This window comes from Caballeronia sp. ATUFL_M2_KS44, assembly GCF_023630965.1.
Classification (GTDB): domain Bacteria; phylum Pseudomonadota; class Gammaproteobacteria; order Burkholderiales; family Burkholderiaceae; genus Caballeronia; species Caballeronia concitans.
In genome coordinates, this window is sequence record NZ_JALQEA010000067.1 from 121077 (window position 1) to 144392 (window position 23316).

23 protein-coding genes are annotated in these 23316 nt (G+C 64.7%); 6 read left to right on the plus strand and 17 right to left on the minus strand.

The annotated features are described in order from the left end of the window. Positions 1-71 precede the first annotated feature (71 nt). Entirely contained in the window at positions 72-515 is a 444-nt protein-coding gene (locus tag NCR39_RS28195; RefSeq protein WP_040049017.1) for a MarR family winged helix-turn-helix transcriptional regulator, read from the plus strand. 47 nt (positions 516-562) lie between these two features. Here NCR39_RS28195 and NCR39_RS28200 read toward each other — a convergent pair whose 3' ends face one another. The 12 genes from NCR39_RS28200 to NCR39_RS28255 all read right to left on the minus strand — a co-directional run bounded on the left by NCR39_RS28200 (position 563) and on the right by NCR39_RS28255 (position 12821). Continuing rightward, positions 563-1486, minus strand: a complete 924-nt coding sequence (locus NCR39_RS28200) for a LysR family transcriptional regulator (protein WP_250456081.1) — start codon at positions 1484-1486, stop codon at positions 563-565. A gap of 105 nt (positions 1487-1591) precedes the next feature. Then, on the minus strand, positions 1592-3157 hold the full coding sequence (locus NCR39_RS28205; protein ID WP_250456082.1) for a UbiD family decarboxylase: 1566 nt from the start codon (positions 3155-3157) through the stop codon (positions 1592-1594). Between the two features lie 55 nt (positions 3158-3212). Beyond that, positions 3213-3938 (minus strand): enoyl-CoA hydratase/isomerase family protein, encoded by a 726-nt coding sequence (locus NCR39_RS28210; protein ID WP_250456083.1) that lies wholly within the window; start codon positions 3936-3938, stop codon positions 3213-3215. Between the two features lie 24 nt (positions 3939-3962). Then, on the minus strand, positions 3963-6296 hold the full coding sequence (locus tag NCR39_RS28215; protein ID WP_250456084.1) for a xanthine dehydrogenase family protein molybdopterin-binding subunit: 2334 nt from the start codon (positions 6294-6296) through the stop codon (positions 3963-3965). Next, a complete protein-coding gene (locus NCR39_RS28220) occupies positions 6293-6802 on the minus strand; it encodes a (2Fe-2S)-binding protein (protein ID WP_250456085.1) in 510 nt (169 codons plus the stop codon). The genes NCR39_RS28215 and NCR39_RS28220 overlap by 4 nt, the downstream gene beginning before the upstream one ends. Positions 6803-6820: 18 nt before the next feature. Next, a complete protein-coding gene (locus NCR39_RS28225) occupies positions 6821-7288 on the minus strand; it encodes an SRPBCC family protein (RefSeq protein WP_250456086.1) in 468 nt (155 codons plus the stop codon). Positions 7289-7310: 22 nt separating this feature from the next. Beyond that, positions 7311-8129, minus strand: a complete 819-nt coding sequence (locus tag NCR39_RS28230) for an FAD binding domain-containing protein (RefSeq protein ID WP_250456087.1) — start codon at positions 8127-8129, stop codon at positions 7311-7313. 24 nt (positions 8130-8153) lie between these two features. Next, positions 8154-8921 (minus strand): alpha/beta fold hydrolase, encoded by a 768-nt coding sequence (locus tag NCR39_RS28235; protein WP_250456088.1) that lies wholly within the window; start codon positions 8919-8921, stop codon positions 8154-8156. After that, positions 8918-10276 (minus strand): fumarylacetoacetase, encoded by a 1359-nt coding sequence (gene fahA, locus NCR39_RS28240; RefSeq protein WP_250456089.1) that lies wholly within the window; start codon positions 10274-10276, stop codon positions 8918-8920. Before fahA ends, NCR39_RS28235 begins: the two co-directional genes overlap by 4 nt. Beyond that, positions 10273-10806 carry a VOC family protein gene (locus NCR39_RS28245; protein WP_250456090.1) on the minus strand — a complete coding sequence of 178 codons (534 nt, stop codon included), beginning with the start codon at positions 10804-10806 and terminating at the stop codon, positions 10273-10275. Before NCR39_RS28245 ends, fahA begins: the two co-directional genes overlap by 4 nt. A 53-nt stretch (positions 10807-10859) precedes the next feature. Next, complete coding sequence (locus NCR39_RS28250; RefSeq protein WP_250456091.1) at positions 10860-12047, minus strand: FAD-dependent monooxygenase; 1188 nt, start codon at positions 12045-12047, stop codon at positions 10860-10862. A 195-nt stretch (positions 12048-12242) separates the two neighbouring features. Beyond that, a complete protein-coding gene (locus tag NCR39_RS28255; RefSeq protein ID WP_250456092.1) occupies positions 12243-12821 on the minus strand; it encodes a UbiX family flavin prenyltransferase in 579 nt (192 codons plus the stop codon). Between the two features lie 298 nt (positions 12822-13119). Here NCR39_RS28255 and NCR39_RS28260 point away from each other — a divergent pair, with 298 nt between their 5' ends. The 5 genes from NCR39_RS28260 (at position 13120) to NCR39_RS28280 (ending at position 19395) form a co-directional block, all read left to right on the plus strand. Beyond that, positions 13120-14211, plus strand: coding sequence for a porin (locus NCR39_RS28260; protein ID WP_250456093.1), 1092 nt, complete (start codon positions 13120-13122; stop codon positions 14209-14211). Positions 14212-14438: 227 nt separating this feature from the next. Beyond that, positions 14439-15824, plus strand: coding sequence for an MFS transporter (locus NCR39_RS28265; protein WP_250456094.1), 1386 nt, complete (start codon positions 14439-14441; stop codon positions 15822-15824). 90 nt (positions 15825-15914) lie between these two features. After that, the gene (gene leuC / locus NCR39_RS28270) at positions 15915-17342 is read left to right on the plus strand and encodes a 3-isopropylmalate dehydratase large subunit (protein WP_250456095.1); all 1428 of its coding nucleotides are present in this window, start codon (positions 15915-15917) and stop codon (positions 17340-17342) included. Continuing rightward, entirely contained in the window at positions 17342-17974 is a 633-nt protein-coding gene (gene leuD / locus NCR39_RS28275) for a 3-isopropylmalate dehydratase small subunit (protein WP_250456096.1), read from the plus strand. The genes leuC and leuD overlap by 1 nt, the downstream gene beginning before the upstream one ends. A 92-nt stretch (positions 17975-18066) precedes the next feature. After that, a complete protein-coding gene (locus tag NCR39_RS28280) occupies positions 18067-19395 on the plus strand; it encodes an MFS transporter (protein WP_250456097.1) in 1329 nt (442 codons plus the stop codon). Positions 19396-19553: 158 nt separating this feature from the next. Here the strand turns inward: NCR39_RS28280 and NCR39_RS28285 are convergent, their stop codons facing one another. Genes NCR39_RS28285 through NCR39_RS28305 form a run of 5 tightly spaced genes read right to left on the minus strand, consistent with a single transcriptional unit; the run spans position 19554 to position 23301 of the window. Next, the gene (locus NCR39_RS28285; RefSeq protein WP_250456098.1) at positions 19554-20303 is read right to left on the minus strand and encodes an IclR family transcriptional regulator; all 750 of its coding nucleotides are present in this window, start codon (positions 20301-20303) and stop codon (positions 19554-19556) included. Positions 20304-20314: 11 nt separating this feature from the next. Further along, positions 20315-21067: an amino acid ABC transporter ATP-binding protein gene (locus NCR39_RS28290; RefSeq protein WP_350029705.1), complete on the minus strand. Its 753-nt coding sequence runs from the start codon at positions 21065-21067 to the stop codon at positions 20315-20317. Beyond that, complete coding sequence (locus NCR39_RS28295) at positions 21064-21708, minus strand: amino acid ABC transporter permease (protein WP_250456099.1); 645 nt, start codon at positions 21706-21708, stop codon at positions 21064-21066. The genes NCR39_RS28290 and NCR39_RS28295 overlap by 4 nt, the downstream gene beginning before the upstream one ends. Positions 21709-21719: 11 nt before the next feature. Next, positions 21720-22436: an amino acid ABC transporter permease gene (locus NCR39_RS28300; RefSeq protein WP_250456100.1), complete on the minus strand. Its 717-nt coding sequence runs from the start codon at positions 22434-22436 to the stop codon at positions 21720-21722. A gap of 13 nt (positions 22437-22449) precedes the next feature. After that, positions 22450-23301 carry an ABC transporter substrate-binding protein gene (locus tag NCR39_RS28305; protein WP_250456101.1) on the minus strand — a complete coding sequence of 284 codons (852 nt, stop codon included), beginning with the start codon at positions 23299-23301 and terminating at the stop codon, positions 22450-22452. Positions 23302-23316: the final 15 nt, after the last annotated feature.

Sequence of the window (23316 nt, forward strand, 5' to 3'; positions counted from 1 at the left end):
TTCGCGGCGTGCATAGATAATAAGCCAGCTTATCATACTGACGCGCCGGGGAACTTCCCTATAATCGCCCGATGGAAACTCAACTCGACAAACGCTTCGGCTTCCTGGTCGCGGATGTGGACCGCTTATGCGGCAACCGCTTCGACGCGCTCGCGAAGTCGTCGCTCGATCTCACGCGCGCGCAATGCCGCGTGCTCGCGTATCTGTCGCATTACGGCGAGGTCAATCAGGCGCGGCTCGCGGGGCTGCTCGAAGTCGCGCCGATTTCAGCGGGGCGGCTGCTCGACCGGATGGAAGAGGGCGGCTGGATAAAGCGACACGACGATCCGGAAGACCGGCGCGCGAGACAGGTCAGCATGACCGCGAAGGCCGAGAAAGCGCTCGACCGTGCGCGGCGCGTGGGCGACGAAATCACCGCCGAGGCGCTCATGGGGCTGAGCAAGCAGGAGCGCGAGCAACTAATCGCGCTGCTGCAACGCGTGCGGGGTAACTTGAGCCGCATCGTGGATCGGTGAACGATCCTTCAGGCCGCGTGCGATCGCGGCGTTGCGTCGTATGAGGCTCAGTTGTCGTCGATGTCTGCGAACCCGGCGGAATCTTCTCTCGCGGCTTCGGTGAACATCGTGGTGAACTGATCGAGCGTGGCGAGCGTGTCGCGCCCGGTGCGCGTGATGCGATAGAAGGACAGCGGAACCTCGGGTCGCAGCGGGTCGATGCGCACCTGATAGCGGTAGCAGATGTGCTCGCAAAACGAAGGCATCACGGCCGCGCCGAAGCCTTCCTGCGCCATGGCGATAGCCGTCTGCAATTGCCCCACGACGATGCGCCGGCTCACCGTCACATCTTCTTTCGACAGCGTCGCCTCGATGAGCCGTTGCAGCGGATTGTCCTTCGGAAGCGTGATGAGCGGCTGATTCTCAAGCGCCGTCCAGCGCACGCCCGAGCCGCGCAGCGGCGCGCCGGGCTCGGCGCGCTGAACCGCGACGAGCCGCGTCGGAAAAATAGGCGTGCGGTCGATGCCGGAAAGCTGCGAGAAGAACACGCCGAACGCGGCATCGAGATGGCCTTCTTCGACCATCTGCACGAGTTCGGCCGGATTGCGGTCGACGAGTTCGATCTGCGCCGCCGGATTGACCTTCAAAAAGCGCGCAAGGACCGCAGGCATGAGGCTCGCGGCGATCATCGGCGTGCAGCCGAGCAGCAGCGACGATTGCTTCTGACGCCCCAGTTCGTTCAGTTCGATGACCGATTTTTCGAGCGACTCGACAATCGCCATCGCCGTGGGATAGAACAGGCGGCCCGCTTCGGTCAGCGAAACCGTGCGCGTCGTGCGTTCGAGCAGGCGGCAATCGAGTTGCGTTTCCAGTTCCCGGATGATCGCGGAGAGCGCGGCCTGACTCAGATGCATGCTCTGCGCGGTCTTCGTGAAGCTCGACGCGTTCGCGACGCCGAGAAAAACCTTGAGTTGTTTGAGGGACAGATTCATCAACGGCGGCTTTTTATTGATCGGGCAAGGGGCATGCTCGATTCTATCCCGTCTGGCGTGGCAGACCGCCGCACCCCGAACGCGGGCGCGGCAGCCGCCTTGCCGTCACGCGAAGACGTAACGGCCTTCTTCGTCGCGCACGATCGCACGGCGTTGCGCCGTGTCTTCCAGCCATTGCACCACTTCGCGGCCGTCGCGCGTGCCGGTCGCGGCCATCAGTTCCGAGAAGCGCTTCGGGCCGTCGTCGAGTGCGGCTTCGAGCGAGTCGAAGCGCGCGCCGCGATACGCCGGCGGCGTCGGCACGCGATGCTCCAGATCGCGCTCGGCGCCCGGTGCGAGCAAGGGCAGCGTGAGATCGAAACCGGCCTTCGCGGTCTGCTTCGCGCCGAGCAGCGACGGATCGAGCGGCATCGCGCGCAGGCCTTCCTGCAACACCAGATCGCGGTCCGCCTGAAAGCGCGTGGCGAGCGCCCAGTCCATTTGCTCGTCGTTGAATATGTCGATGTCGGGATCGACCACGAACACATGCTTCACGTTCGCAAGCGAGGCGAACACGGCCGCGATCGCGTTGCGCGCTTCGCCCGGCACGCGCTGCTGCATCGCGATGCGCACGTTGAACATGCCGCCCGTCGCCGGATTCGCATAGACGGCCTTCACTTCGCGCACGGCCGTTTCGAGCGCGCGCCACACGGTCACTTCCGTGCGCAGCGCGGCGAGTTGCGCCGTGTCGGTGCGCGCCATCGTGCGCCCGCCGATCGTGCACGTCTGAAACACGGCATCGCGCCGATGCGTGATCGCGGTCAGATGAAACAGCGGATTCGTCTTCACGCCGCCGTAGTAGCCGAGGAATTCGCCATACGGACCTTCCGGCTCGGCATGGCCGCGTTCGTCGAGATAGCCTTCGAGAATGTATTCGGCGTCGGCGGGCACGAGCAGGTCGTTGGTCACGCACTTGACGACGCCCATCGGCGCGCCGCGCAGCGCAGCGACGAGTTCGAGTTCGTCGGCGGGAATGCGCATGGTCGCGCCGACGTGATCGACCGGATGCGTGCCGACAGCGAACGCGACGGGCGTGCGCTCGCCGCGTTTCGCGTGGCCGATCGCGATGGCGCGCAAATCCGACGGCGCGACGAGATCGATGCCCGCGGTGCGCCGTCCGCGCAGCATCAGCCTGCGAATGCCGACATTGGTCCAGCCCGTTTCCGGATCGACGGCGAAGTCGATCGACGCCGAGATATACGGCGCGCCGTCCAGATCGTGTTGCAGATGCACGGGCAGCGCGGTGAAATCGCATGCGTCGCCGGTCAGCACGACTTGCTGCACGGGCGCTTCCTCGCGGCTCACTTCGACGAGCTTGCCCTTCACGCGCAGACGTTCGCGCACGGTGTCGAGCAGGCGCTGCGGCGTCGTGTCGAACGCTTTCGCGAGGCGCGAACGGCTTGCGGCGACGCTGCCCGCGAGCGAGATCGGGCCGCCGGACGGACGGCTGAACCACACCGCGCGCGGATTGCCTTCCATGATGCCGGCGATATCGGCGAGATCGACGGGCGCGTCATGACGTTCGAGTTCGGTCTCGTCGAGCGATTCGAGGAAGCGGCGCAGGCGGAAGCGTTCGAGGTCGGGCGCGGGCGTGCCGTCGACGGTCGAGGGAATGGCGGTCTTGGGTCTCAATCTGGGTTCCTTGATGCGTGAATTCGTGGTGCGTGGCGGCGGCTTCGCGAAAGCGTCAGAAGCGCGCGGAAAGCGCCGTCGCCGCGAGATGCGCGGCAAAGCCGCTCGCGCCGCTCGCATTCATTTCGGGCGCGAGATGCAGGAATTGCGTGACCGCGCGCAGCGTGACGGCGCTGCATCCGAGCAGCGTGTCGACGAGCGCGTCCGCTTCGGCGTCGAGGTTCGCGGCGGGCACGACTCGGCTCACCAGTCCCGCCTGCAACGCTTCGCTCGCGGAAAGACGCGCGCGGCTCAACACCATGTGCGCGACGGTCTTCACCGGCACGCGGCCGATCAGCGCGGACATCACGAGCGTCGGCGGAATGTCGCGTTCCATTTCGGGAATCTGGAACACGGCGTCGTCGGAGGCGAGCGCGATATCGCACACGCCCGCGAGCGCGCAGCCCACGCCGAGCGCTTCGCCGCGCACGACCGACACCACCGGCACGCGCACGGCCTTGAGCGCGTCGTAGAGCGCGAGCGGCGGCGCGGCGACCACGCGGCGCAGCGTTTCGGCGGACGGCTTCGCGTCCTTCGGCGGCATCGGCGAAAGACGGCCTTTGCAAAAGTCGCGGCCGCTCGAGAGGATGCGCACGAGCTTCACGTCGTCGTCGAGCGTCGTGACGGTCGCGATGATCGTCTCGCTCATCGACGCATCGATCAGATTGCCGTTCTCCGGATGGTCGAGCACCACGTCCACGAGCGGTCCGTTGCGGCGGATCGCAATGTGAGGGCTGGTCATGCTGGTCTCCTTATTGATGCGTGTTCATGCGTCGCGATGGATGAATTCCCACACGACTTTTGGCGTGGCCGGCATCGCGAGTTCGTCGGTGCCGAATTCCCTGAGCGCGTCGGCGAGCGCGTTGAAGATCGTCGCCGTGGCGGGCGTGATGCCGCTTTCGCCGCCGCCCTTCACGCGCAGCGGATTGCCGTGCGTCGGATCTTCGGTGAGTTCGAGATTCAGGCGCGGAATGACGCCCGCGCGCGGCATGCCGTAATCCATGTACGAGCCGGTCAGCACCTGGCCCGTGTCGCGGTCGAGATAACAGGTCTCCGAAAGCGCCTGACCGATGCCCTGCGCGAGACCGCCGTGCACCTGGCCTTCGACGATGAGCGGATTGATCGGCTGGCCGACATCGTCGACGGACGTGTAGTTGACGAGCTTCACGATGCCCGTGTCCGGGTCCACTTCCAGTTCGCAAATGGCCGCGCCCGTCGGATGCGCGGGCACGCGCGTGTTCACTTCGGCGTGCGCGTGGAGCTTGCGCGTGGCGGCATCGCCGGGAAGGCCGTCGCGCGCGATGTGCGCGGCCACGTCGAAAAGACTGATTTCGCTCGATGAATCCGCGTCCGAAAACGCGCCGTTCGCGAAGTCCACGCGCTCGGGCGAGACATCGAAGAGTTCGGCGGCGACGCGCTTGCCGAGCGCGACGATCTGCGCGGCGGTATCGACGAGCAGCATGCCGCCCAAGCGCATCGAGCGATCCGAGTGGCTGCCGCCGCCGACGCTCACGAACGCGGTGTCGCCGGTGCGCAGCGTGATCGAATCGATCGGCACGCCGAGATGCTGCGCGATGACTTGCGCGAACGTCGTTTCGTGACCCTGACCGGTGGACTGCGTGCCCGACACGATATCGATGCGGCCTTCCGGCAATACCGTCAGCTCGATACGCTCGCGCGGCGCGCCCACCGGCGACTCGATATAGTTCGCGAGCCCGATGCCGCGCAGCATGCCCTTCTCGCGCGACGCCGCGCGACGCGTCTCGAAGCCGTCCCACTCCGCCAGTTCCAGCGCACGCGCCATGTTGCGCGCGAATTCGCCGCTGTCGTAGGTGAGGCCCATCGGACTGCGATACGGCAGCTTCTCGTGCGCGATCAGATTGCGTCGGCGAATCTCCGCGCGATCCAGCCCGAGTTCCGCCGCCGCGAGGTCGAGCATGCGCTCGATCACGTGCGTCGCCTCGGGGCGGCCCGCGCCGCGATACGGCGCGGTCGGCACCGTGTTCGTCAGCACCGCGCTGATGTGCACGGCGGCGAGCGGCACGTCGTAGACGGTCGTCATGATGCGCGTGCCGTTCGACATCGGCACATAGGACACCGTATGCGCGCCGACGTTGCCGATCCATTCGTTGTCGATGGCGAGAATGCGGCCTTCGCGCGAAAAGCCGAACGTGGCGCGGATGATCTGGTCGCGGCCCTGATAGTCGGAGAGGAACGCTTCGCTGCGATCGCTCGTCCACTTCACCGGCCGCCCGATGCGCCGCGCGGCCCACACCACCGCGAGCTGCTCGATGTAGATGAACGAGCGCGGGCCGAAGCCGCCGCCGGTATCGGGACACACCACGCGCACTTTTTCGGGCGGCACTTTCAGCGCGATCGCGAGGCAGACCTTCTGCCGCACCGCGCCCTGGCTGCCCGAGATCAGCGTGTAGATGCCGCTTTCGCCGTCGAACGCGCCGATCGCGCTGCGCGGCTCCATCTGGCAATTCACCACGCGGCTGTGATGAAACTCGCGCGTGAGCACGAACGGAGCATCGGCGATGATGCGGCGCGCTTCGTCGCGATCGCCGATCTGCGTCTGAAAGCACAGATTGTTCGCCGCGCCGTCCCACAGTTGCGGCGCGCCGTCCTGCATCGCATCGGCGGCGTTGACGACAGCGTCGAGTTCGTCGTAATCGACGTCGATCAGCTCGCTTGCATTGCGCGCGGCGAGCGCGGTTTCCGCGATGACCATCGCGATCGGCTCGCCGACATAGCGCACGCGATCGATCGGCAGCGGAACATGCAACTGGTTGAAGATCTCGCCGGTCAGCGAAGTGAGGAACGCCTTTCTCGTGGCATCGACGGCATCGATCGGATTCGGCACATGATCGACGCCCTGAAAGCCGTCGTCGAGATAATCCTGGCCGACGAGCACCGCGATCACGCCGGGCGCCTCGCGCGCCGCGGACACATCCACGGAACGCAGCGCCGCGTGCGCGTGCGGCGAGCGCAGGAAGGCGGCGTGCAACTGGCCGTCGAGACGGAGGTCGTCGGTGTACTGGCCGTTGCCGGTCACGAAGCGCCGGTCTTCGAGGCGCGGAAGAGGTTGGCCGATCATCGCTTGGCGTCCTCCGTCGATGTGTCTGCGAGCGCCGGATACATCTCGTGCGCCGCGTGACGCACGGCCTCGATGATGTTCACGTAGCCCGTGCAACGGCAGATGTTGCCTTCGAGCGCGTGGCAAATGCTGTCTTCGTCGAGCGACGGTTCTTCGCGCAGATAGAAGCTCGACGACATGATCATGCCCGGCGTGCAAAAGCCGCATTGCAGGCCGTGGCACTGCACGAACGCGTTCTGCACCGGATGCAGCGGCGCATCGGCGCTTTCGCGCAGCCCTTCGACGGTCGTGACCGCGCCGCCGCTCGCCTGCGCGGCGAGCACCGTGCACGACTTCACCGAGACGCCGTCGAGATGCACGGTACACGCGCCGCACTGGCTCGTGTCGCAGCCGACGTGCGTGCCGGTGAGGCGCAGCGTCTCGCGCAGGAATTCGACGAGCAGCGTCTGATCGGGCACGGTGCGCTTCACGTCGACGCCGTTCACGCGGAGTTGGATTTCAGCCATGATTCGTTCCCCGAATGCTCACTGCGGCGCGTCGGCGTTGGCCGGGGCGCTCATCGTCGCATTGAAGCGCGTGAAGAATTCCGCCGCGAGCTTGTTCGCGACCGACGTGACGAGGCGCGAACCGATCTGCGCGAGCTTGCCGCCCACTTGCGCGTCGGCGACGTAGGTGAGGAGCGTGCCGCCTTCGTCGGCGTCGGCGAGCGTGACCGTCGCGTTCATCTTGCCGAAGCCCGCGATGCCGCCTTCGCCCTGACCCAGAATCCGGTAACCGTTCGGGCCGTCGCGATCCGAGATGACGAGCGTGCCCTTGAAGCGCGCCTTCACGGGGCCGACCTTGGCGACCACGACGGCCTTGTATTCGCTGTCGCTTTCGCCGATGAATTCCTCGCAGCCCGGCACGCATGCCTGCAGCACGGCGGGATCGTTCAAGCCTGCCCATACCTGCTCACGCGTGGCGGCAATCGTCTGCGATCCGGTGAACTCCATGTGTGTGTCTCCTGAAAACGGTTTAGGCAGGCTGGCGCAGCGGCTGCGTCAGCAACGCCTGCAATGCGCGGCGCGTGTAGGTTTCGATCAGATGGGCGCGATACGCGGACGAGCCGTTGGCGTCGTCGGGCAGCGCGGCGGCGTCCATCTTCAATGCGTCGAGCGCGGTGTCGGACAGATCGGCGGCGAGCGCGGCTTCGGCTTCGAGCCAGCGGAACACCGACGCGCCCGCGCCCGTGACCGCCACGCGAATCGAATCCGCGAACTGCGCGATGAACACGCCGACCACGGCGTAGCCCGATGCCGGCTGGCGGAACTTCGCGTACGCCGCGCGCAACGGCAGCGGATAGTCGAAGCCCGTCACCAGCTCGGCAGGTTCCAGCGCGGTCTCGAAGGTATCGACGAAAAAGTCGTCGGCGGCGATGCGCCTTTGCGACGTGAGCACCTGCGCGTTCAGCGCGAGCACGGCGCTCGGATAATCGGCGGCGGGGTCGTTGTTCGCGACCGAGCCGCCCATCGTGCCGCGATTGCGCACTTGCGGATCGGCGATCACGTTCGCGAGTTGCGCGAGCGCGGGAATCGCATCCGCGACGATAGGCGATGCAGCCACTTCGGCATGCTTCGTCAGCGCGCCGACGCGCAGCACGCCGTTCTCGACGCTCACGCCGCGCATCGCTTCGATGCGCGTGAGGTCGATCAGATGCGAAGGCGCGGCAAGCCGCTGCTTGAGCGTGGGAATCAGCGTCATGCCGCCCGAGAGCGGCCGCGCGTCCTCGTGCTCGATCAGCCAGGCGGCGGCTTCTTCGAGCGACGACGCGCGCAGATATGAAGTCTCGTACATGAAGTCTCCTGCGGACCGTGACCTTCAGGCCGCTTTCAGCCAGTTTTCGAGCGCGGTCGCGAGCGCGACCGGCGCTTCATACATCGGGTAATGCCCCGCGTTCGCGATGGTCTCGACGCTCGCGCGCGGATACCACGCGAGCCAGGTGCGGCTCATCACGTCGGCGGTCAGCGTGGGATCGTGTTCGCCGATGAAGAGCTTCACCGACGTCTCGTTGCCCGTCACCTCGGCCGAGAAATCGCTCGCGGCCCAGTGCGGCAGATAGCCGGCGAAGGCATCGGCGCGCGACACGCGCTGCGATTCCCGCGCGAGATGCTGAGTAAAACGCGGCGCAAGGCGATTGCCGGTCGAGAACGCGATGATCGCCGCGCGCTTGTCCACGTCGCCGACGGCCGCGCGAAACATCGCGAGGCGCGTTTCGTCCATGCGCGATCCGCACGCGGGCACGGCGCACACGCCGGCCATGCGCTCGATGCGATCGCGCGCGGTGAGCAGCACGCGCTGAATCGCGACTCCGCCCATCGAATGACCGATCAGGCTGAAGGTGTCCCAGCCGAGATGATCGACGAGCGCGAGCGCATCTTGCGCGGCTTCCTCGAAGGTGAACGCGCCGTCGCGTTCGCGCGAGCGGCCGTATCCGCGATAGTCGAAGAAGACGTAGGTGAACGCGTCCGTATCGAGCGCGGGGACGAGCGGCTGCCAGTCGTCGGCGCTGCCGAACCAGCCGTTCATCGCGAGCACCTTGCGCGGGCCGTGACCGACCTGCACGTAACCGTTGAGCGCGTGCGTCATGCGGCGGCCTCCACGTCGGCGGTCGCGGACGCAAACGCGAACGCCGGCGCGATGCGGCCACGGCATTCCCCGAAACCGATCGATACCGCGCCCGCTTTCGAAGCGCGCGCGCCCAACACGATTTCGTCGCCGTCTTCGAGCGCGGTGCGCGTTTCGCCGTTCGGCAGGCGCAGCGGATCGCGGCCCGCGTTGGTCAGTTCCGTGATGCATGCGCGCGCCGCGTCGTCCGCGCCGGAAATCGTGCCGCTGCCGAGCAGGTCGCCGGTGCGCAGATTGCAGCCGTTGCTCGTGTGATGCGCGACCATCTGCGCGAAGGTCCAGTAGAGGTTGTCCAGATGCGTATGCGTGATGCGCACAGCATCCGCGCCGGCTTCGCGCAATTGCCGCGTCGAAAGATGCGCGTGCAGTTCCAGATGCAGCCCGCCTTCCTGCTGATCGCGCGCGCCGTGCAGATGCGCCATGAGCGGCGGATCATCCGATGCACGCGCGACCGGCGCCTTGCGGAACGGCGCGAGCGCCTCGGACGTGACGATCCACGGCGACAGGCTCGAATGAAAGCTCTTGCCGAGAAACGGGCCGAGCACTTGTTCGAACCACTGGATGCTTTTCGCGGACCAGTCGTTGAGCAGCGAATAACCGAAGATGTGCGCGTGGGCTTCGTCGACGGGAATCGGCTGCGTGAACGCATTGCCTTCGCCGATCCACGCCGCCAGTTCCAGCTCGAAATCGAGCGCGGGCGCGGGGCCGAACACGATCTGTCCGTTCGCATCGCGATACTGGCCGTGCGGACGGCGCACGTCGCCGCCGCTCACGCGCAGCGACGAAGCGCGTCCGTGATACGCAATCGGCAGCGACTTGAACGCGGGCGGCAGCGGATCGGCGAGACCCTTGTAGCGCCCGTGCCGCTCGGTGTGATGCAGCGACGTCAGAAAGTCCGTGTAGTCGCCGACTTCGCACGGCAGGCGCAGCGCGAGCGTATCGATGCGCGGCAGCAGCGCATCCGCTTGCTGCTGCACGCGGGCGCGCTGCGGCGCATCGCTCTTCAGCAGATCGGACAGCGCGGCGCGCAACGCGTTTGCATAGCGATGCGGCATCGCCATGAGGCGGTTCAGCGTGCCATCGCGCGTGGCTTCGCAGGCGAGGGCCGCGTCGCTGTTCGCGTCGATGAGACCGCTCTCGGCGAGCGCGTGCAAGTCCACGGCATGCTCGCCGATGGCCACGCCCGCGCGCGCGACGCCATCGCGCTCGAAAGCGCCGAACGGCAGGTTCTGGATCGGGAAATCCGCGTCGGGCAGGTTGGCCGAATCGATCCAGCTACGTCGCGCCGGATCGTGTGTGGCGTTGAGTGCGGTCATGCGAGCGGCGTCTCCGGTACGGCGTTCTTGCGTTCTTCGACCCATGCTTCGAGCCCGGCATGCGCGTGCGTGCGATACGACGACAGCGTTTCCGGCGGCGCGACCGGCACCGTCAATTCGAGCCGCAAGCCGTTCGGATCGAAGAAGTAGATGGAGCGCACGAAGTGATGATCGGTCACGCCGAGCACTTCGATGCCGTGATCGGCGAGACGCTGCTTCATCGTTTCGAGCTGGTCGAGCGAGCCCAGGCGCAGCGCGATGTGATTGATCCACGACGGCGTGTTCGGCGAAGGCTCGGCGGCAACGTCGTCGCCGAGATCGAAGAACGCGATATTCGAGCCGTCGGCCATCTCGAAGAACAGATGCACGTACGGGCAATACTCGCCCGTGCTCGGCACGCGGTCGAGACGGATCAGATGAACCAGCGGCAGGCCGAGGATGTCCTCGTAGAAATGACGCGTTTCTTCGGCATTGCGGCAGCGCCACGCGAAATGGTGCAGGCCCAGCACCGGCGGCAGGGAATCGGACATGCTTGTCTCCTTGATGCGGCTTTGACGAGGCGAGTGGTGAAAGCAGCGCTCGCTCAGACTTCGACGGCGTCGACGTCGTATTCGAACAGCCAGTTGTAGCGCTCCTTCACGCGTTCCTCGCTCCACTCGCGATCGACGTATTCCGCCGCGCCTTCCGCATGCGCGAGGGCGGGATTGTGAAAGCGCTTCGTGTTCGCCGCCGATCCGCGCACGATGCGCGACGTGCGTTCGAGACGCAGCGCCTCGAAGCGTTCGAGCGCGCGCGGCACGTCGTCCTGATAGCGCCCGATGCAGCGCGCGATCAGATAACCGTCTTCGAGCGCCATGCCCGCGCCTTGCGCGAGGAACGGCAGCGTGGGATGACAGGCGTCGCCGATCAGCGTGGCGTTGCCGGAACTCCAGCGCGTCATCGGCTCGCGGATCATGAGCGCCCACTTATACGGAATGTCGATGGCCGAGATCAGCGTGCGCACGTCTTCGTGCCAGCCTTCGAAATCGGCGAGACATTCGTCGAGGGTGCCGCGCTCCGACCACGATTCGACCTGCCATCCATCGCGCTCGACAGCGCCGACGAAGTTGATGAGCTTGTGGCCGCGCAGCGGATAGTGGATGACATGCGCGCCCGGCCCGACCCAGTTGGTGCCGTACGGCGTGCGCAGATGCTCGGGCAGCTTGGTCGCGTCGATCACGCCGCGCCAGGCCATCACGCCCGAATAGACGGGTTCGTCCGCGCCGAAGAGCGCGCGGCGCACGCGCGAATGCACGCCGTCGGCGCCGATCACGAGATCCGCTTCGAACGTGGCGCCGGAGACGGTCTGCACTTCGACCTTGCCGTCCTTCTGCACGATCGACTCGACCTTGTGATCGAGCTTGATCGCATCGGCACGAAACGCGCGCACCGCATCGACGAGCGCTTCATGCAGGTCCGCGCGATGCACGGTCAGGTAGGGAAAGCCATACACCTCGCGCGATGCCGCGCCGAGATCGAAGAGCGGCCAGGTCTGACCGCTGTTCCAGAGACGCACGCGCTTGCCGGGCGGCTCGCACGCGAGGCCTTCGAGACGCTCGCCGACGCCGATCTGATAAAGGACGCGTGTGGCGTTCGGGCTCAACTGCACGCCGGCGCCGATCTCGCCGAGCGCCTTGGCCTGTTCAAGGATGGTGACGTCGAAGCCTCTTCTCAACAAAGCGGCTCCCGCCGTCAAGCCGCCGATACCGGCCCCTGCAATGACGATCTTCATTCGACCTTTCGACCTCTTTCGTATTAACGCTGTCTCTTATCGAGAAGATTTATCAGTCGATCGATAAATCTTTTAAATGGGGTTTCGTTTTAAAACGGAACCACTTTAAAGGAACGCCGGTCGCGAAAGAAGCAAAAGAATTCTAATGAGTTATCACTGAAAATTGATAATGCAGGAAGCGCCCGCGCATGAATCTCACATGCCCCAGCGATGCACGACCGAGGTTTCGATATTGAAGAGATCGAGCACGCGCCCGACGGTGTGATCGACCATTTCGTCGAGCGATTCCGGGTTCGCGTAGAATGCGGGCACCGGCGGATACACGATTGCTCCGGCTTCGGTCACGCTCGTCATGCTGCGCAAGTGGCCCAGATGCAGCGGCGTTTCCCGAACCATCAGCACGAGCCGCCGGCGCTCCTTCAGCGTGACGTCCGCGGCGCGGGAAAGCAGGCCGCTCGTGACGCCGGTGGCGATTTCCGAGAGCGTGCGGATCGAGCAGGGCGCGACGATCATGCCCATGACGGGGAACGATCCGCTCGAAATGGCCGCGCCGATGTCCGTGTTCGGGTACGTGACCGTGGCGAGCGCGCGGACGTCGGCGACGCTGTACGGCGACTCGTGCGCGAGCGTGACCTGCGCGGAGCGGCTCATCACCAGATGCGACTCGATGTCGAGCTGCCTGAGCAATTGCAGCAGCCGGACGCCGTAGACGACGCCCGATGCGCCGCTGATGCCCACGATCATGCGCCGGGGCGGTACTGCGCTGAAATGCATCTGTGCTCTCCGTTTTAACGGTCATTGAATCAAAACGTGGCGGATGTTAGCACGGCGATTCATCGCCTTTAGAAGCCTTATGTGTTTTTTTAAGGTCGATGAGTAAATACCCTGAGTGAATATTCGGGATGTTCTATTGCTTGATAAATAACTCGTGATTCAAAGCCCGTATTTGAATGGTTAAACTCGGTTCCGCATCGGGCAAGAGGCGGTCGGAAGACTGCCCGCAGGATTGCGCGATGCAGGACGCCGGCGCCGAAGAGCAGCCGGCCAGCGATAAAAAAATTTGGAGACTTCGTTGAAAACTCGTCTGCTCGTCGGCGGTTGCGCCGCGATTCTGGCTGGGCCGGTGCTGGCTCAGTCGTCCGTCACGCTGTATGGAAGCATCGACGTGGGAGTCGATTTCGTGTCGAACTCGCAGGGCAAGCACCTGTATCAGGAATCCGCCGGCAAGCGCCAGCCCGACCGCTGGGGCCTCCTGATCAAGGAAGACCTCGGCGGCGGCAATACGGCGTTCGCGCGGCTCGAATCGGGCTTTCTGACCAACACCGGCGCGCAGATCAACCCGACGAGCTTCTTCAATCGCGACGCGTACGTGGGCCTTTCGAACGATCGCTTCGGCTCGCTGAGCTTCGGCAACATCAACGACTACATCTACCAGTACGTCGGGCGGCTGAACAACTCGGTGCCGGGCATCTCCTCGTTCTACACGCCGGGCAATCTCGACGGTCTCGCGAACACGCACGCGCTCAACAACGCGGTGAAGTACGAGACGATCAACTACCACGGCTTCCAGGCCGGCGCGATGAACGCGTTCGGCAACCAGGCCGGCGACTTCAGCGCGGGACGCCAGTACAGCGTCGGCGCGCAGTATTCGAGCAACACGGTGAATTTCGGCGTCGCGTACACGATGTCCCATAACCGCACAGCCGATATCTTCGGCACCTTCAGCCTGACTTCGCTGCTCGGCCAGCCGTTGCGGCAGGGCACGATGTTCAACGCGAGCCGTTACAGCACGCTCGCCGCGGGCGCTTCGCTGAAGATCGGGATCTTCACGCCGCACGTCACGTATAGCGGCGTCAAGCTGGAGAACGCGCGCGGCTCGGCAACGCTCAACAACTATCAGGCGGGCCTGAACACGGAACTGGTCGGCAGCCTAGGCTTCTTCATTCTCGGCGTTTCGGTGAATCACTCGCTGTTCCAGGGCATCACGACGAACCAGTACAACCTGTTTCTGACCGACTACCTTTCGAAACGCACGCAGGTGTACGCAGGCGTCGGCCTGCAACGCGCTTCGGGCCCCGGCGCTCACGCTGCGCAGTTCGGCTTCCAGCCGTCGTCGACCGGCAGCCAGACGGTCGCGCGCATCGGCGTCAATCACATGTTCTGAGGAAACGGAGGTGTCATCGTGCGGTGAGCTGCATGCGAACGGGAACGCGAGACGGACTCTTCACTTATTTCGATCGCTTCATCGTTACTTTTTGATTGAGCCGCGCGGGGCCGCCTCTTATATTGTGGCTCCGGCCATGGCTTCGCCATGAGAGATTTTCAGCAGCAAGGCAGCAAACGGATGCGCCCGGCCGGTGCGTCCGTCCGAACAAGGCAAACGGGACATACATGCAAGCAGACCGGACTTTCAACATCGCGAAACTGATCGAAGAGCAGAAAACGGGGCGCTTCGCCGCCGGCCTGCTCTTTTGGTGTTTCCTGATCATGCTGATGGACGGCTACGATCAGACCGCCGTGTCGTTCGCGGCACCCGCCATCATCAAGGACTGGCACGTCGCGCGCGGTGGATTCGGCCCCGTGTTCGGCGCGGGCCTGCTCGGCACGCTGATCGGCTCCTTCATCTTCGGCTATCTCGGCGACCGCTTGGGCCGCAAGAAGGCGATCATCATCGGCAGTCTCTTTTTCGGGGCGCTGACTTACGCTTCCGTGTGGGCGACTTCGCTGCACGACTTGATGCTGCTGCGCTTTCTGGCCGGCATCGGCATGGGCGGCGTGGTGCCGAACTCGGTTGCGCTCGTCGCGGAATATGCGCCGAAGCGCCTGCGCGCGACATGGGTCACGCTGATGTTCTCGGGCTTCAGCATCGGTGCCGGCTCGGGCGGTCTCGTGTCGTCGGCGCTGATTCATCGCTTCGGATGGCCTGTCATGTTCGCGGTCGGCGGCGCGGGTTCGTTGATCGTCGCGCTGCTGCTGATCTTCACGTTGCCCGAGTCCGCGAAGCTGCTCGTTATCCGGCAGCGCGATCCGCAGATGCTGCGCAAGCTCATCACGCGGCTGCGTCCCGATGTGAGCTTTCCCGCGGACGCGTTGTTCGTGGCCGGCGAAGTGCGCGAAAAGCAGCGCTTCGTGCTGAAGCTGATCTTCTCCGACGGCCTCGCCGCCATTACGCCGCTGCTGTGGATCGTGTTCATCGCGAACTCGATGGCGCTCTACTTCCTGCAGAACTGGCTGCCGATTCTGATGGAAGGCATGGGCATCGACCCGCGCGGCGCGGGCCTCATCACGATGATGTTCTCCGTCGGCGGCGTGATCGGCGGACTGGTGCTGTGCCGCTTCGTGGATCGTCATGGCGTCGCGGCGATCATCTCGCTGCCGGTGATCGGCCTTCCGGTCGTTGCGCTGCTCGGTCACGGTTCGTCGCAAGGCTGGCTGATGCTCGCCGTGTTCGCCACGGGCTTCTGCGTGGTGGGCGCGCAGTACGGGCTCTATGCCGTGGCCGGCATGATCTATCCGACATCGTTCCGCTCGGCCGGAGTCGGCAGCGCGATTTCCGTGGGCAAGATAGGCTCGGTATCGGGGCCGGTGATCGGCGGCCTGCTGCTGTCGATGCATCTGCCGATCACCCAGCTTTTCTATGCGGCCTCGGTGCTGTTCCTCATCGCCGCCGTGTTCTCGACCATTCTCGCGCTGCTTTACCGCGCGCGCTTCGGTGAGCAGCCGGGCGCCGAAGTGCCGGTCGAACCGTCGTCGCGTTCGCTGCTGCACGACTCGTAATCCCAAGGCGCGCCGTCACGCGAGAGCAGGGCGGCGCATCGTCTCTTTGGACATCGTACCTTGGATAATGATTCGGATAACGAACGATCAATGAGCCATACCTTATACGACAAGATCTTCGACGCCCACACGGTTCGCGTCGATGCCGACGGCACCGCGCTGCTTTACATCGATCGCCATTTGCTCAACGAAGTGACGAGCCCGCAGGCGTTCGAATCTCTGCGGCAGGCGTCGCGGCCCGTGTGGCGCGCGCGCGCCAATCTCGCCGTGGCCGATCACAACGTGCCGACGACGGACCGCGCGCGCGGCATCGTCGATCCAGTCTCGCGCGTTCAGGTCGAGGCGTTGCAGGACAATTGCGCGGAGAGCGGCATCGCGCATCACGGCATGCAGGACGTGCATCAGGGAATCGTGCATGTCGTCGCGCCCGAACTCGGCGATACATTGCCCGGCATGACGATCGTCTGCGGCGATTCGCACACGAGCACGCACGGGGCGCTCGGCGCGCTTGCATTCGGCATCGGCACGTCGGAGATCGAACACGTGCTGGCGACGCAGACGCTCATCACGCGACGCAGCCGCACGATGCGCGTGAGCATTAATGGCGAGCTGCCTGCGGGTTGCTCGGCGAAGGACATCGCGCTCGCGGTGATCGGCAGGCTGGGAACGGCGGGCGCAACGGGCTATGCAATCGAATTCGCGGGGCCTGCGGTGCGCGCGTTGTCGATGGAAGGGCGCATGACCTTGTGCAACATGTCGATCGAAGCGGGCGCGCGCGCCGGACTGATCGCGGTGGACGACATCACGCTCGACTATTGCCGCACGCGCCCGCATGCGCCGCAAGGCGAGTCGTGGGAGCACGCGGCGCGCGCGTGGCGCGGCCTGCGTTCCGGCGACGATGCGCGCTTCGACGCCGAACATATGCTCGACGTTTCGACGCTCGTTCCGCAGGTCACGTGGGGCACGTCGCCGGAGATGGTCGCGGGCATCGACGGCCGCGTGCCCGATCTCGACGAAGCCGCCGATGCGGGCCAGCGCACCGCTTGGACGCGCGCGCTCGATTACATGGGACTGCAAGCAGGCACGCCGATGGAAGCGATCACCATCGACAAGGTGTTCATCGGCTCATGCACGAACGGGCGACTCGAAGACCTTCAGGCCGCGGCTCGCGTGTTGCGCGCGGCGGGCGGACGGATCGCGCCGAATGTGCGGCTCGCGCTCGCGGTCGCGGGCTCGCAGCAGGTGAAGCGCGACGCGGAGGCGCAAGGGCTGCACGAGATCTTCATCGACGCGGGCTTCGAATGGCGCGAGCCCGGCTGCTCGATGTGCCTCGCGATGAACGCGGACCGGCTCGAAGCCGGCGAGCGCGTCGCGTCCACGTCGAATCGCAATTTCGAGGGAAGGCAGGGCGCGGGCGGCCGCTCGCATCTGGTGAGTCCGGCGATGGCGGCAGCGGCCGCGCTCGCGGGCCGTTTCGTCGACGTACGCCGCATGCCGGGCGCCGAAGGAGATTGCTGATGGAGCCGCTCGTCTGTCACGCCGGCCTCGTTGCGCCGCTCGATCGCGACAACATCGATACCGACGCGATCATGCCGAAGCAGTTCATGAAGTCGATCGCGCGCACCGGCTTCGGTCCGTATCTCTTCGACGAATGGCGCTATCGCGATCCCGGCTACTACGGCAAGCCGGCGCACGAGCGCACGCAGAACCCGGACTTCGTGCTGAATCAGCCGCGCTATGCGGGCGCTTCGGTGCTGCTCGCGCGACGCAACTTCGGCTGCGGCAGTTCGCGCGAGCATGCGCCGTGGGCGCTTCATCAATACGGCTTTCGCGTGTTGATCGCGGAGAGCTTCGCCGACATCTTCTTCAATAACTGCTGCAAGAACGGACTCTTGCCGGTGCAACTCAATGCCGCGACGATCACGGCGCTGATGAAAGCGGTCGAGGCGTCGCCGGGCTATCGCGTGCGCATCGACCTGAGCGCGCAATCGCTGTGGACACCGGACGGCGAATGCCTGACGTTCGAGATTGCATCGGCGGCAAAGACACTGCTGCTCGAGGGACTCGACGAAACAGGCGCCACGCTCGTTCACGCCGACGAGATTCGCGCCTTCGAAGCGACGCATCTCGGGCGCGCGCCGTGGCTGTAGCGCGACCAGAAAGTCATCGGCGACATCAATGAAAAACAAGAGGAGACAGATATGACGCGAGACGACAGCAATGTCCACGGCGGATCACAACGATGAACACCGTCAACGTTTCAGCGCTGATCGAACGTCAGAAGCTCGGCGGCTTTTCGCTGCGCCTCATCATGTGGTGCTTCCTGATCGTCCTGATCGACGGTTACGATCAGGTCGCGGCCGCGTTCGCCGCGCCCGCGCTGATGCACGCGTGGCACACGAACGCGGCCGGTTTCGGGCGCGTGTTCGGCGTGGGCCTGTTCGGCGTGCTCGTGGGATCGCTGTTGCTAGGCGTCAGCGGTGACCGCTTCGGACGAAGGCTCACGATCATCTACGGATCCATTTGGTTCGGCATCCTGACGTTTATGTGCGGATATGCCGATTCGCTCGGGCAACTCACGCTGTTGCGATTTCTCGCGGGCATCGGCATGGGCGGGGTCGTGCCGAACACGGTGGCGCTGGTTTCCGAATATGCCCCGAAAGCACGACGCGCGACATGGATCACGCTGATGTTTTCCGGCTTCTCGATAGGCGCGGGCGGCGGCGGGGCGGTCGCCTCGTGGCTGCTGCCGCGCTTCGGCTGGCCCGTGCTGTTCACGCTGGGCGGCGCGGCGGCGGTCGTCGTGGCGCTGGCGTCGTTCGCGCTGTTGCCTGAATCGATCCGCTTTCTCATCATCAACGGGCGCGATGTCCGCAAGATCCGACGCATTGCCGCGCGGCTTGGCGCGGAGGCCGAAGGCGAAGCGGTGCGTTATGTCGTCGATGACGAAACGCGCGTGCGCGTGCGGCCCGCCGCGTTGTTCCAGGGCGGTCTCGCGAGAGTCACGCCGTTGCTGTGGGGCATCTTCATTCTCAACTCACTGGCGCTGCATTTTCTGCAGAACTGGTTGCCGATTCTCTTCAGCATGAGCACGCTCGCGCCGGCCCGCGCGGCGCAGGCGGCCATGATGTTTCCGGTGGGCGGCACCGTGGGCGCGCTTGCGTTGAGCCGCTGCGTGGACCGATACGGCGTGCGCGTGCTCATGCTGCTTGCCGCGGCCGGATGTCCCATCGCGGCATCGCTCGGCATGCCGATGCCGACCGCCTGGCTCTTCGCGGCGGTGTTCGCGAGCGGCGTGTGCGTGATCGGCAGTCAGTTCGCGCTGTACGCGGTGTCGGGCATGGTGTATCCGACGACGCTGCGCTCGACCGGCGTGGGATCGGCGATCGGTATCGGCAAGCTCGGCTCGGTCGCGGGATCGATGCTCGGTGGCGTGCTGCTGTCGATGCATCTGCCCGTGGCGCAGCTTTTCTTCAACCTCTCGGCCGTGTTCGTGGTGATCGTGTTGCTTTCGGCGTGGCTCGGCGGCGTGCGTCGATACGAGCGCGTGGCGAGTTCCGAGTCGTATTGATGGCGGGTTCGTCTTGCAGCAACGATGCGCGCTCGTTCGTCAATCCGCCGAGCGAACGCGCGTAATACGCCACCGCTTTGCGCAGGATGTCGTTCACTTCCCTGAGCGCCGCGTTCTCCTGTTCCAGTTCATCGATGCGCTTGCGCCGCGTGTCCATGTCAGCGATGCGACAGCGCCTGCGCCGATTGCAGCAGATCGTCGAGCATCGACTGACGGCGTTCGGGGTTCGTGTCGCGGCCCGTCATGAAGCAGAGCGCGGCGATCGGCATGCCCGCGCGGTCCCGAACCGGCGCGGCCATGCAGAGCCGGAATGCGTTGGACAGGCCTTCCGTGCAGCAATAGCCGAGTTCTTTCGCGTTTTGCACATCGCGCATGAATTCGTCGAAATCGATACGCACGCCGTTGTCGAGCACGAAGTCATCGGCGGGAATCAGCGCGCGGATGGCATCCGCGTTCATGTGACCGAGCAGCAGGCGTCCGGTCGCGGTCCACGGAATCGGCACACGCACGCCGATATCCGAACTGATGTTGAACGGCCGCGCGCTGTTCTCCGATAACACGACCGTGTACTTGTTCCCTTCGAGCATGCACAACTGCGTGGTCTCGTCGTACTTGCGCACGAGCGCGAGAATGGACTGATGCGCGCGGCTGATGAGGTCGTTGTGCGTCGCGTAGTCCGAGCCGTAGTAATGCATCTCGCGCCCGAAGAACACACTGCCGTCCGCCGATGTTTCGAGCCAGCCCACTTCGGTGAGAATGGCGACGAGTTCGTAGATGCTCGAACGCGGCGCGCCGGTCGCTTCGATCAGCTCGCGCATGGTCATGCGGCGCTGCGCGTGATGCAGCTTCCTGAAGATATCGATGACACGATCCACGCCTCGCGCGCGCGACGATTCCGTCACTGCCATTCGTTCACCGTTCAATGGTCGAGCACGCGGCTGAGAAACTGCCGCGTGCGTTCGTTCGCCGGGTTGACGAAGATCTGCTCCGGATCGCCTTGCTCTGCAATCACGCCCTTGTCCATGAACACGACGCGATCCGCCGTCTTGCGCGCAAAGCCCATTTCATGCGTGACGACGACCATCGTCATGCCGTCGCGCGCAAGGCCGCGCATCACTTCCGTCACTTCGCCGACGAGTTCGGGATCGAGCGCGGATGTGGCTTCATCGAAGAACATGATGCCGGGTTCGACGGCCAGCGCCCGCGCAATGGCGACGCGCTGCTGCTGTCCGCCCGACAACTGGCTCGGGTAATGCGATGCGCGGTCCGCGAGACCCACGCGGTCGAGCGTTTCCATTGCGCGTGCGCGGGCATCGGCGGGCGACATGCCGCGCGCCTTGATGAGCGCGAGCGTGACATTGCCGAGCGCGGTCTTGTGCGGGAACAAGTTGAACTGCTGGAACACCATGCCGACATGACCGCGAATCTCTCGCGCGCGCTTCGGATCGTGCAAGGGCACTGCGTTGACCCACACTTCGCCGGAGTCCGTCGTTTCGAGTCCGGCCATGATGCGCAGCACCGTGCTCTTGCCCGAACCCGATGCGCCGATAAGCACGAGCACTTCGCCCGCGCGCACGTCGAGATTGATCTCGTTGAGCACGCGCGTCGCGCCGAATGCCTTGCTCACGCCCGACAGCGAAATGACGGGCCTGTTCTGAATGGAATCGCTCACGTAAGTCTCCGGCGGTCATGATGGCGCACCCATTGCGAAAGCGGGAAGCACACGACGAAATAGATCAGCGCGACGAGTCCGTAAATCTCCACCGGCTTGCCGATGCGATCCACGATCGTCTGGCCGCCGTGCATCAGTTCGGACATGCCGATCATGCTCACGATCGACGTGTCCTTGATGAGAGACAGATACTGCCCGACGAGCGGCGGCAACACGATGCGCCCGGTCTGCGGCAACACGACGGAGGCGAAGGTCTGCATGCGCGAGAGACCGAGAATCTGCGAGACTTCCCACTGTCCCTTCGGCACCGACTCGATACCCGAGCGAAAGACTTCCGCGATATACGCGCCCTGATAGACGCTCAGCCCGATGACGCCCGCTGCGAAGACATCGATTGCATAGCCGAAGTACGACACGCCGAAGTAGATGAACATCAGCGTGATGAGCACGGGCGTGCCGCGAAACAACTCTGTATAGAGCTTCGCGATGCGGTCCGTGCCCCACGGTCCGAACGACCGCAACACGGCGGCGAAGAGGCCGATGAGCGTGCTGCCGACGATCGCCGCGACAGAGAGAAGCAGCGTGGTCACGAGACCTTGCAGCAGAATCGACAGACTGTTTTTCAGCAGTTCGAGTGACATGACTCAATCCCTCATGCACGATTCGCGCGACGCAGCGTGAAGCCCATCCAGCGCGTGGCCGGCCTCACGATCAGCGGCGGATGAAACATGCGCGCGCCGAGTTGGCTGGCAATGAACGAGAGCACATTGCTCAGCACCAGATACGCGACGAGCACGACCGCGAACGTCTGCACATACAGGAGCGTGCGCGAATTGATCACGGTCGCGGTGCCGGTGAGTTCGGGCAACGCAATGGCCGACAACAGCGACGTGCCGAGCAACAGTTGAATCAGATAGTTGACGATGGCCGGATACACCGCGCGCGCCGCCTGCGGCAACACGATCTCTTTGAAAATCTGCCCGCGTTCCAGCCCGAGAATGCCCGCTGCTTCGATCTGTCCGCGCGGCACCGATTGCATGCCCGCGCGAAACACTTCGGACAGGTACGCGCCCACGTTCACGCCCAGCGCAATGACACCGGCCCAATAGGCATCGAGCGCAATGCCCATCGACGGCAAGCCGAAGAACACGATGAAAATCTGCAGGAGCACCGGCGTATTGCGGATGGCTTCGACATAAGCCCGCGCGATGAACCGCACGATGGCCGACGGCGACATGCTCGCAAGCGCCGCGATGAGACCCAGCGCGAGCGCCAGCACGAACGACAGCAGCGTGACCTGCAAGGTCAGCCAGCCGGCCTTCAGAAACTCGGGGACGTAGCCCCATAGCGTCAGCCATTGATAGCTCATCTGCGCCTCCGCATCAGAACTGCGGATTGAGCGGATATCTCGGATCGACGCCGAACCACTTCTTGTACAACTGCGCATTCAGCTTCGATGCATTGATGTTGAACAGGAACAGGTTCAGATAGTTGAGCCACGCCTGATCGCCCGCCTTCACGCCGAACGCGTTGTATTCGAGCGGCACGAGCGCTTCGTTCGTCACGGCCAGTTCGGAATCGAGCTTCGCCTGATACGCGAGGAAGTTATTGTCTTCGATCATCGCATCGGCCTGGCCCTGTTTGACGGCGAGAATGGCCGCCTGCGAGCTGTCGTATTCCTGAATCTTCACGGGGATGCCCATCGAGCGGACTTCGTCGCCATTGGTCGAGCCTTTCACCGTGGCGATGGTGCGCCCGCTCATGTCCTTCGCCGACTGAATGCCGCTGCTCTTCTTCACGAGCATCGCTTCGCTGGCGACCACGTACGGCGAGGTGAATTCGACCACCTTGGCGCGTTCGAGATTGCGCGTGAAGTTGCAGAACACGACATCGACCTTGGCGGTTTGCAGGTTCGGGATGCGGTTCGCGCTCGTCGTGTTCACGACTTCGAGCTTCACGCCCATTTGCTTCGCGAGTTCCTTCGCGAGGTCGACGTCGTAGCCGTCGGGATTGCCGTCTTTATCGTAGAAGCCGAAGGGCGCGAACGTGAGGCAGTCGCCCACGCGCAGCGTGCCGCGCTGAAGCACGGCCTGAAGCGTCGATGCAGGCGCCGCTGCCGCCGGACCTTGTTCGGGCGTCGCCACCTTCGTGCAGGCGGAGAGCGCGAGGAGTCCGCTCACGGCGGTTGCGGCAATCAGCAAGGCGGCCTTGGCGCCCTTGGTGGCGAGCTTCATGTTCAGATCCTGATC

Bases quoted from the DNA above. Each gene is read 5' to 3' on its own strand.
- NCR39_RS28280 (WP_250456097.1), top strand. From the start codon at position 18,067: ATGAACACCGTCAACGTTTCAGCGCTGATCGAACGTCAGAAGCTCGGC.
- fahA (WP_250456089.1), bottom strand. From the start codon at position 10,276: ATGACCGCACTCAACGCCACACACGATCCGGCGCGACGTAGCTGGATC.
- NCR39_RS28295 (WP_250456099.1), bottom strand. From the start codon at position 21,708: ATGTCACTCGAACTGCTGAAAAACAGTCTGTCGATTCTGCTGCAAGGT.
- NCR39_RS28245 (WP_250456090.1), bottom strand. From the start codon at position 10,806: ATGTCCGATTCCCTGCCGCCGGTGCTGGGCCTGCACCATTTCGCGTGG.
- NCR39_RS28220 (WP_250456085.1), bottom strand. From the start codon at position 6,802: ATGGCTGAAATCCAACTCCGCGTGAACGGCGTCGACGTGAAGCGCACC.
- NCR39_RS28195 (WP_040049017.1), top strand. From the start codon at position 72: ATGGAAACTCAACTCGACAAACGCTTCGGCTTCCTGGTCGCGGATGTG.
- NCR39_RS28225 (WP_250456086.1), bottom strand. From the start codon at position 7,288: ATGGAGTTCACCGGATCGCAGACGATTGCCGCCACGCGTGAGCAGGTA.
- NCR39_RS28305 (WP_250456101.1), bottom strand. From the start codon at position 23,301: ATGAAGCTCGCCACCAAGGGCGCCAAGGCCGCCTTGCTGATTGCCGCA.
- NCR39_RS28285 (WP_250456098.1), bottom strand. From the start codon at position 20,303: ATGGCAGTGACGGAATCGTCGCGCGCGCGAGGCGTGGATCGTGTCATC.
- NCR39_RS28235 (WP_250456088.1), bottom strand. From the start codon at position 8,921: ATGACGCACGCGCTCAACGGTTACGTGCAGGTCGGTCACGGCCCGCGC.
- NCR39_RS28265 (WP_250456094.1), top strand. From the start codon at position 14,439: ATGCAAGCAGACCGGACTTTCAACATCGCGAAACTGATCGAAGAGCAG.
- NCR39_RS28300 (WP_250456100.1), bottom strand. From the start codon at position 22,436: ATGAGCTATCAATGGCTGACGCTATGGGGCTACGTCCCCGAGTTTCTG.
- leuC (WP_250456095.1), top strand. From the start codon at position 15,915: ATGAGCCATACCTTATACGACAAGATCTTCGACGCCCACACGGTTCGC.
- NCR39_RS28255 (WP_250456092.1), bottom strand. From the start codon at position 12,821: ATGCATTTCAGCGCAGTACCGCCCCGGCGCATGATCGTGGGCATCAGC.
- NCR39_RS28215 (WP_250456084.1), bottom strand. From the start codon at position 6,296: ATGATCGGCCAACCTCTTCCGCGCCTCGAAGACCGGCGCTTCGTGACC.
- NCR39_RS28230 (WP_250456087.1), bottom strand. From the start codon at position 8,129: ATGTACGAGACTTCATATCTGCGCGCGTCGTCGCTCGAAGAAGCCGCC.
- leuD (WP_250456096.1), top strand. From the start codon at position 17,342: ATGGAGCCGCTCGTCTGTCACGCCGGCCTCGTTGCGCCGCTCGATCGC.
- NCR39_RS28200 (WP_250456081.1), bottom strand. From the start codon at position 1,486: ATGAATCTGTCCCTCAAACAACTCAAGGTTTTTCTCGGCGTCGCGAAC.
- NCR39_RS28250 (WP_250456091.1), bottom strand. From the start codon at position 12,047: ATGAAGATCGTCATTGCAGGGGCCGGTATCGGCGGCTTGACGGCGGGA.
- NCR39_RS28210 (WP_250456083.1), bottom strand. From the start codon at position 3,938: ATGACCAGCCCTCACATTGCGATCCGCCGCAACGGACCGCTCGTGGAC.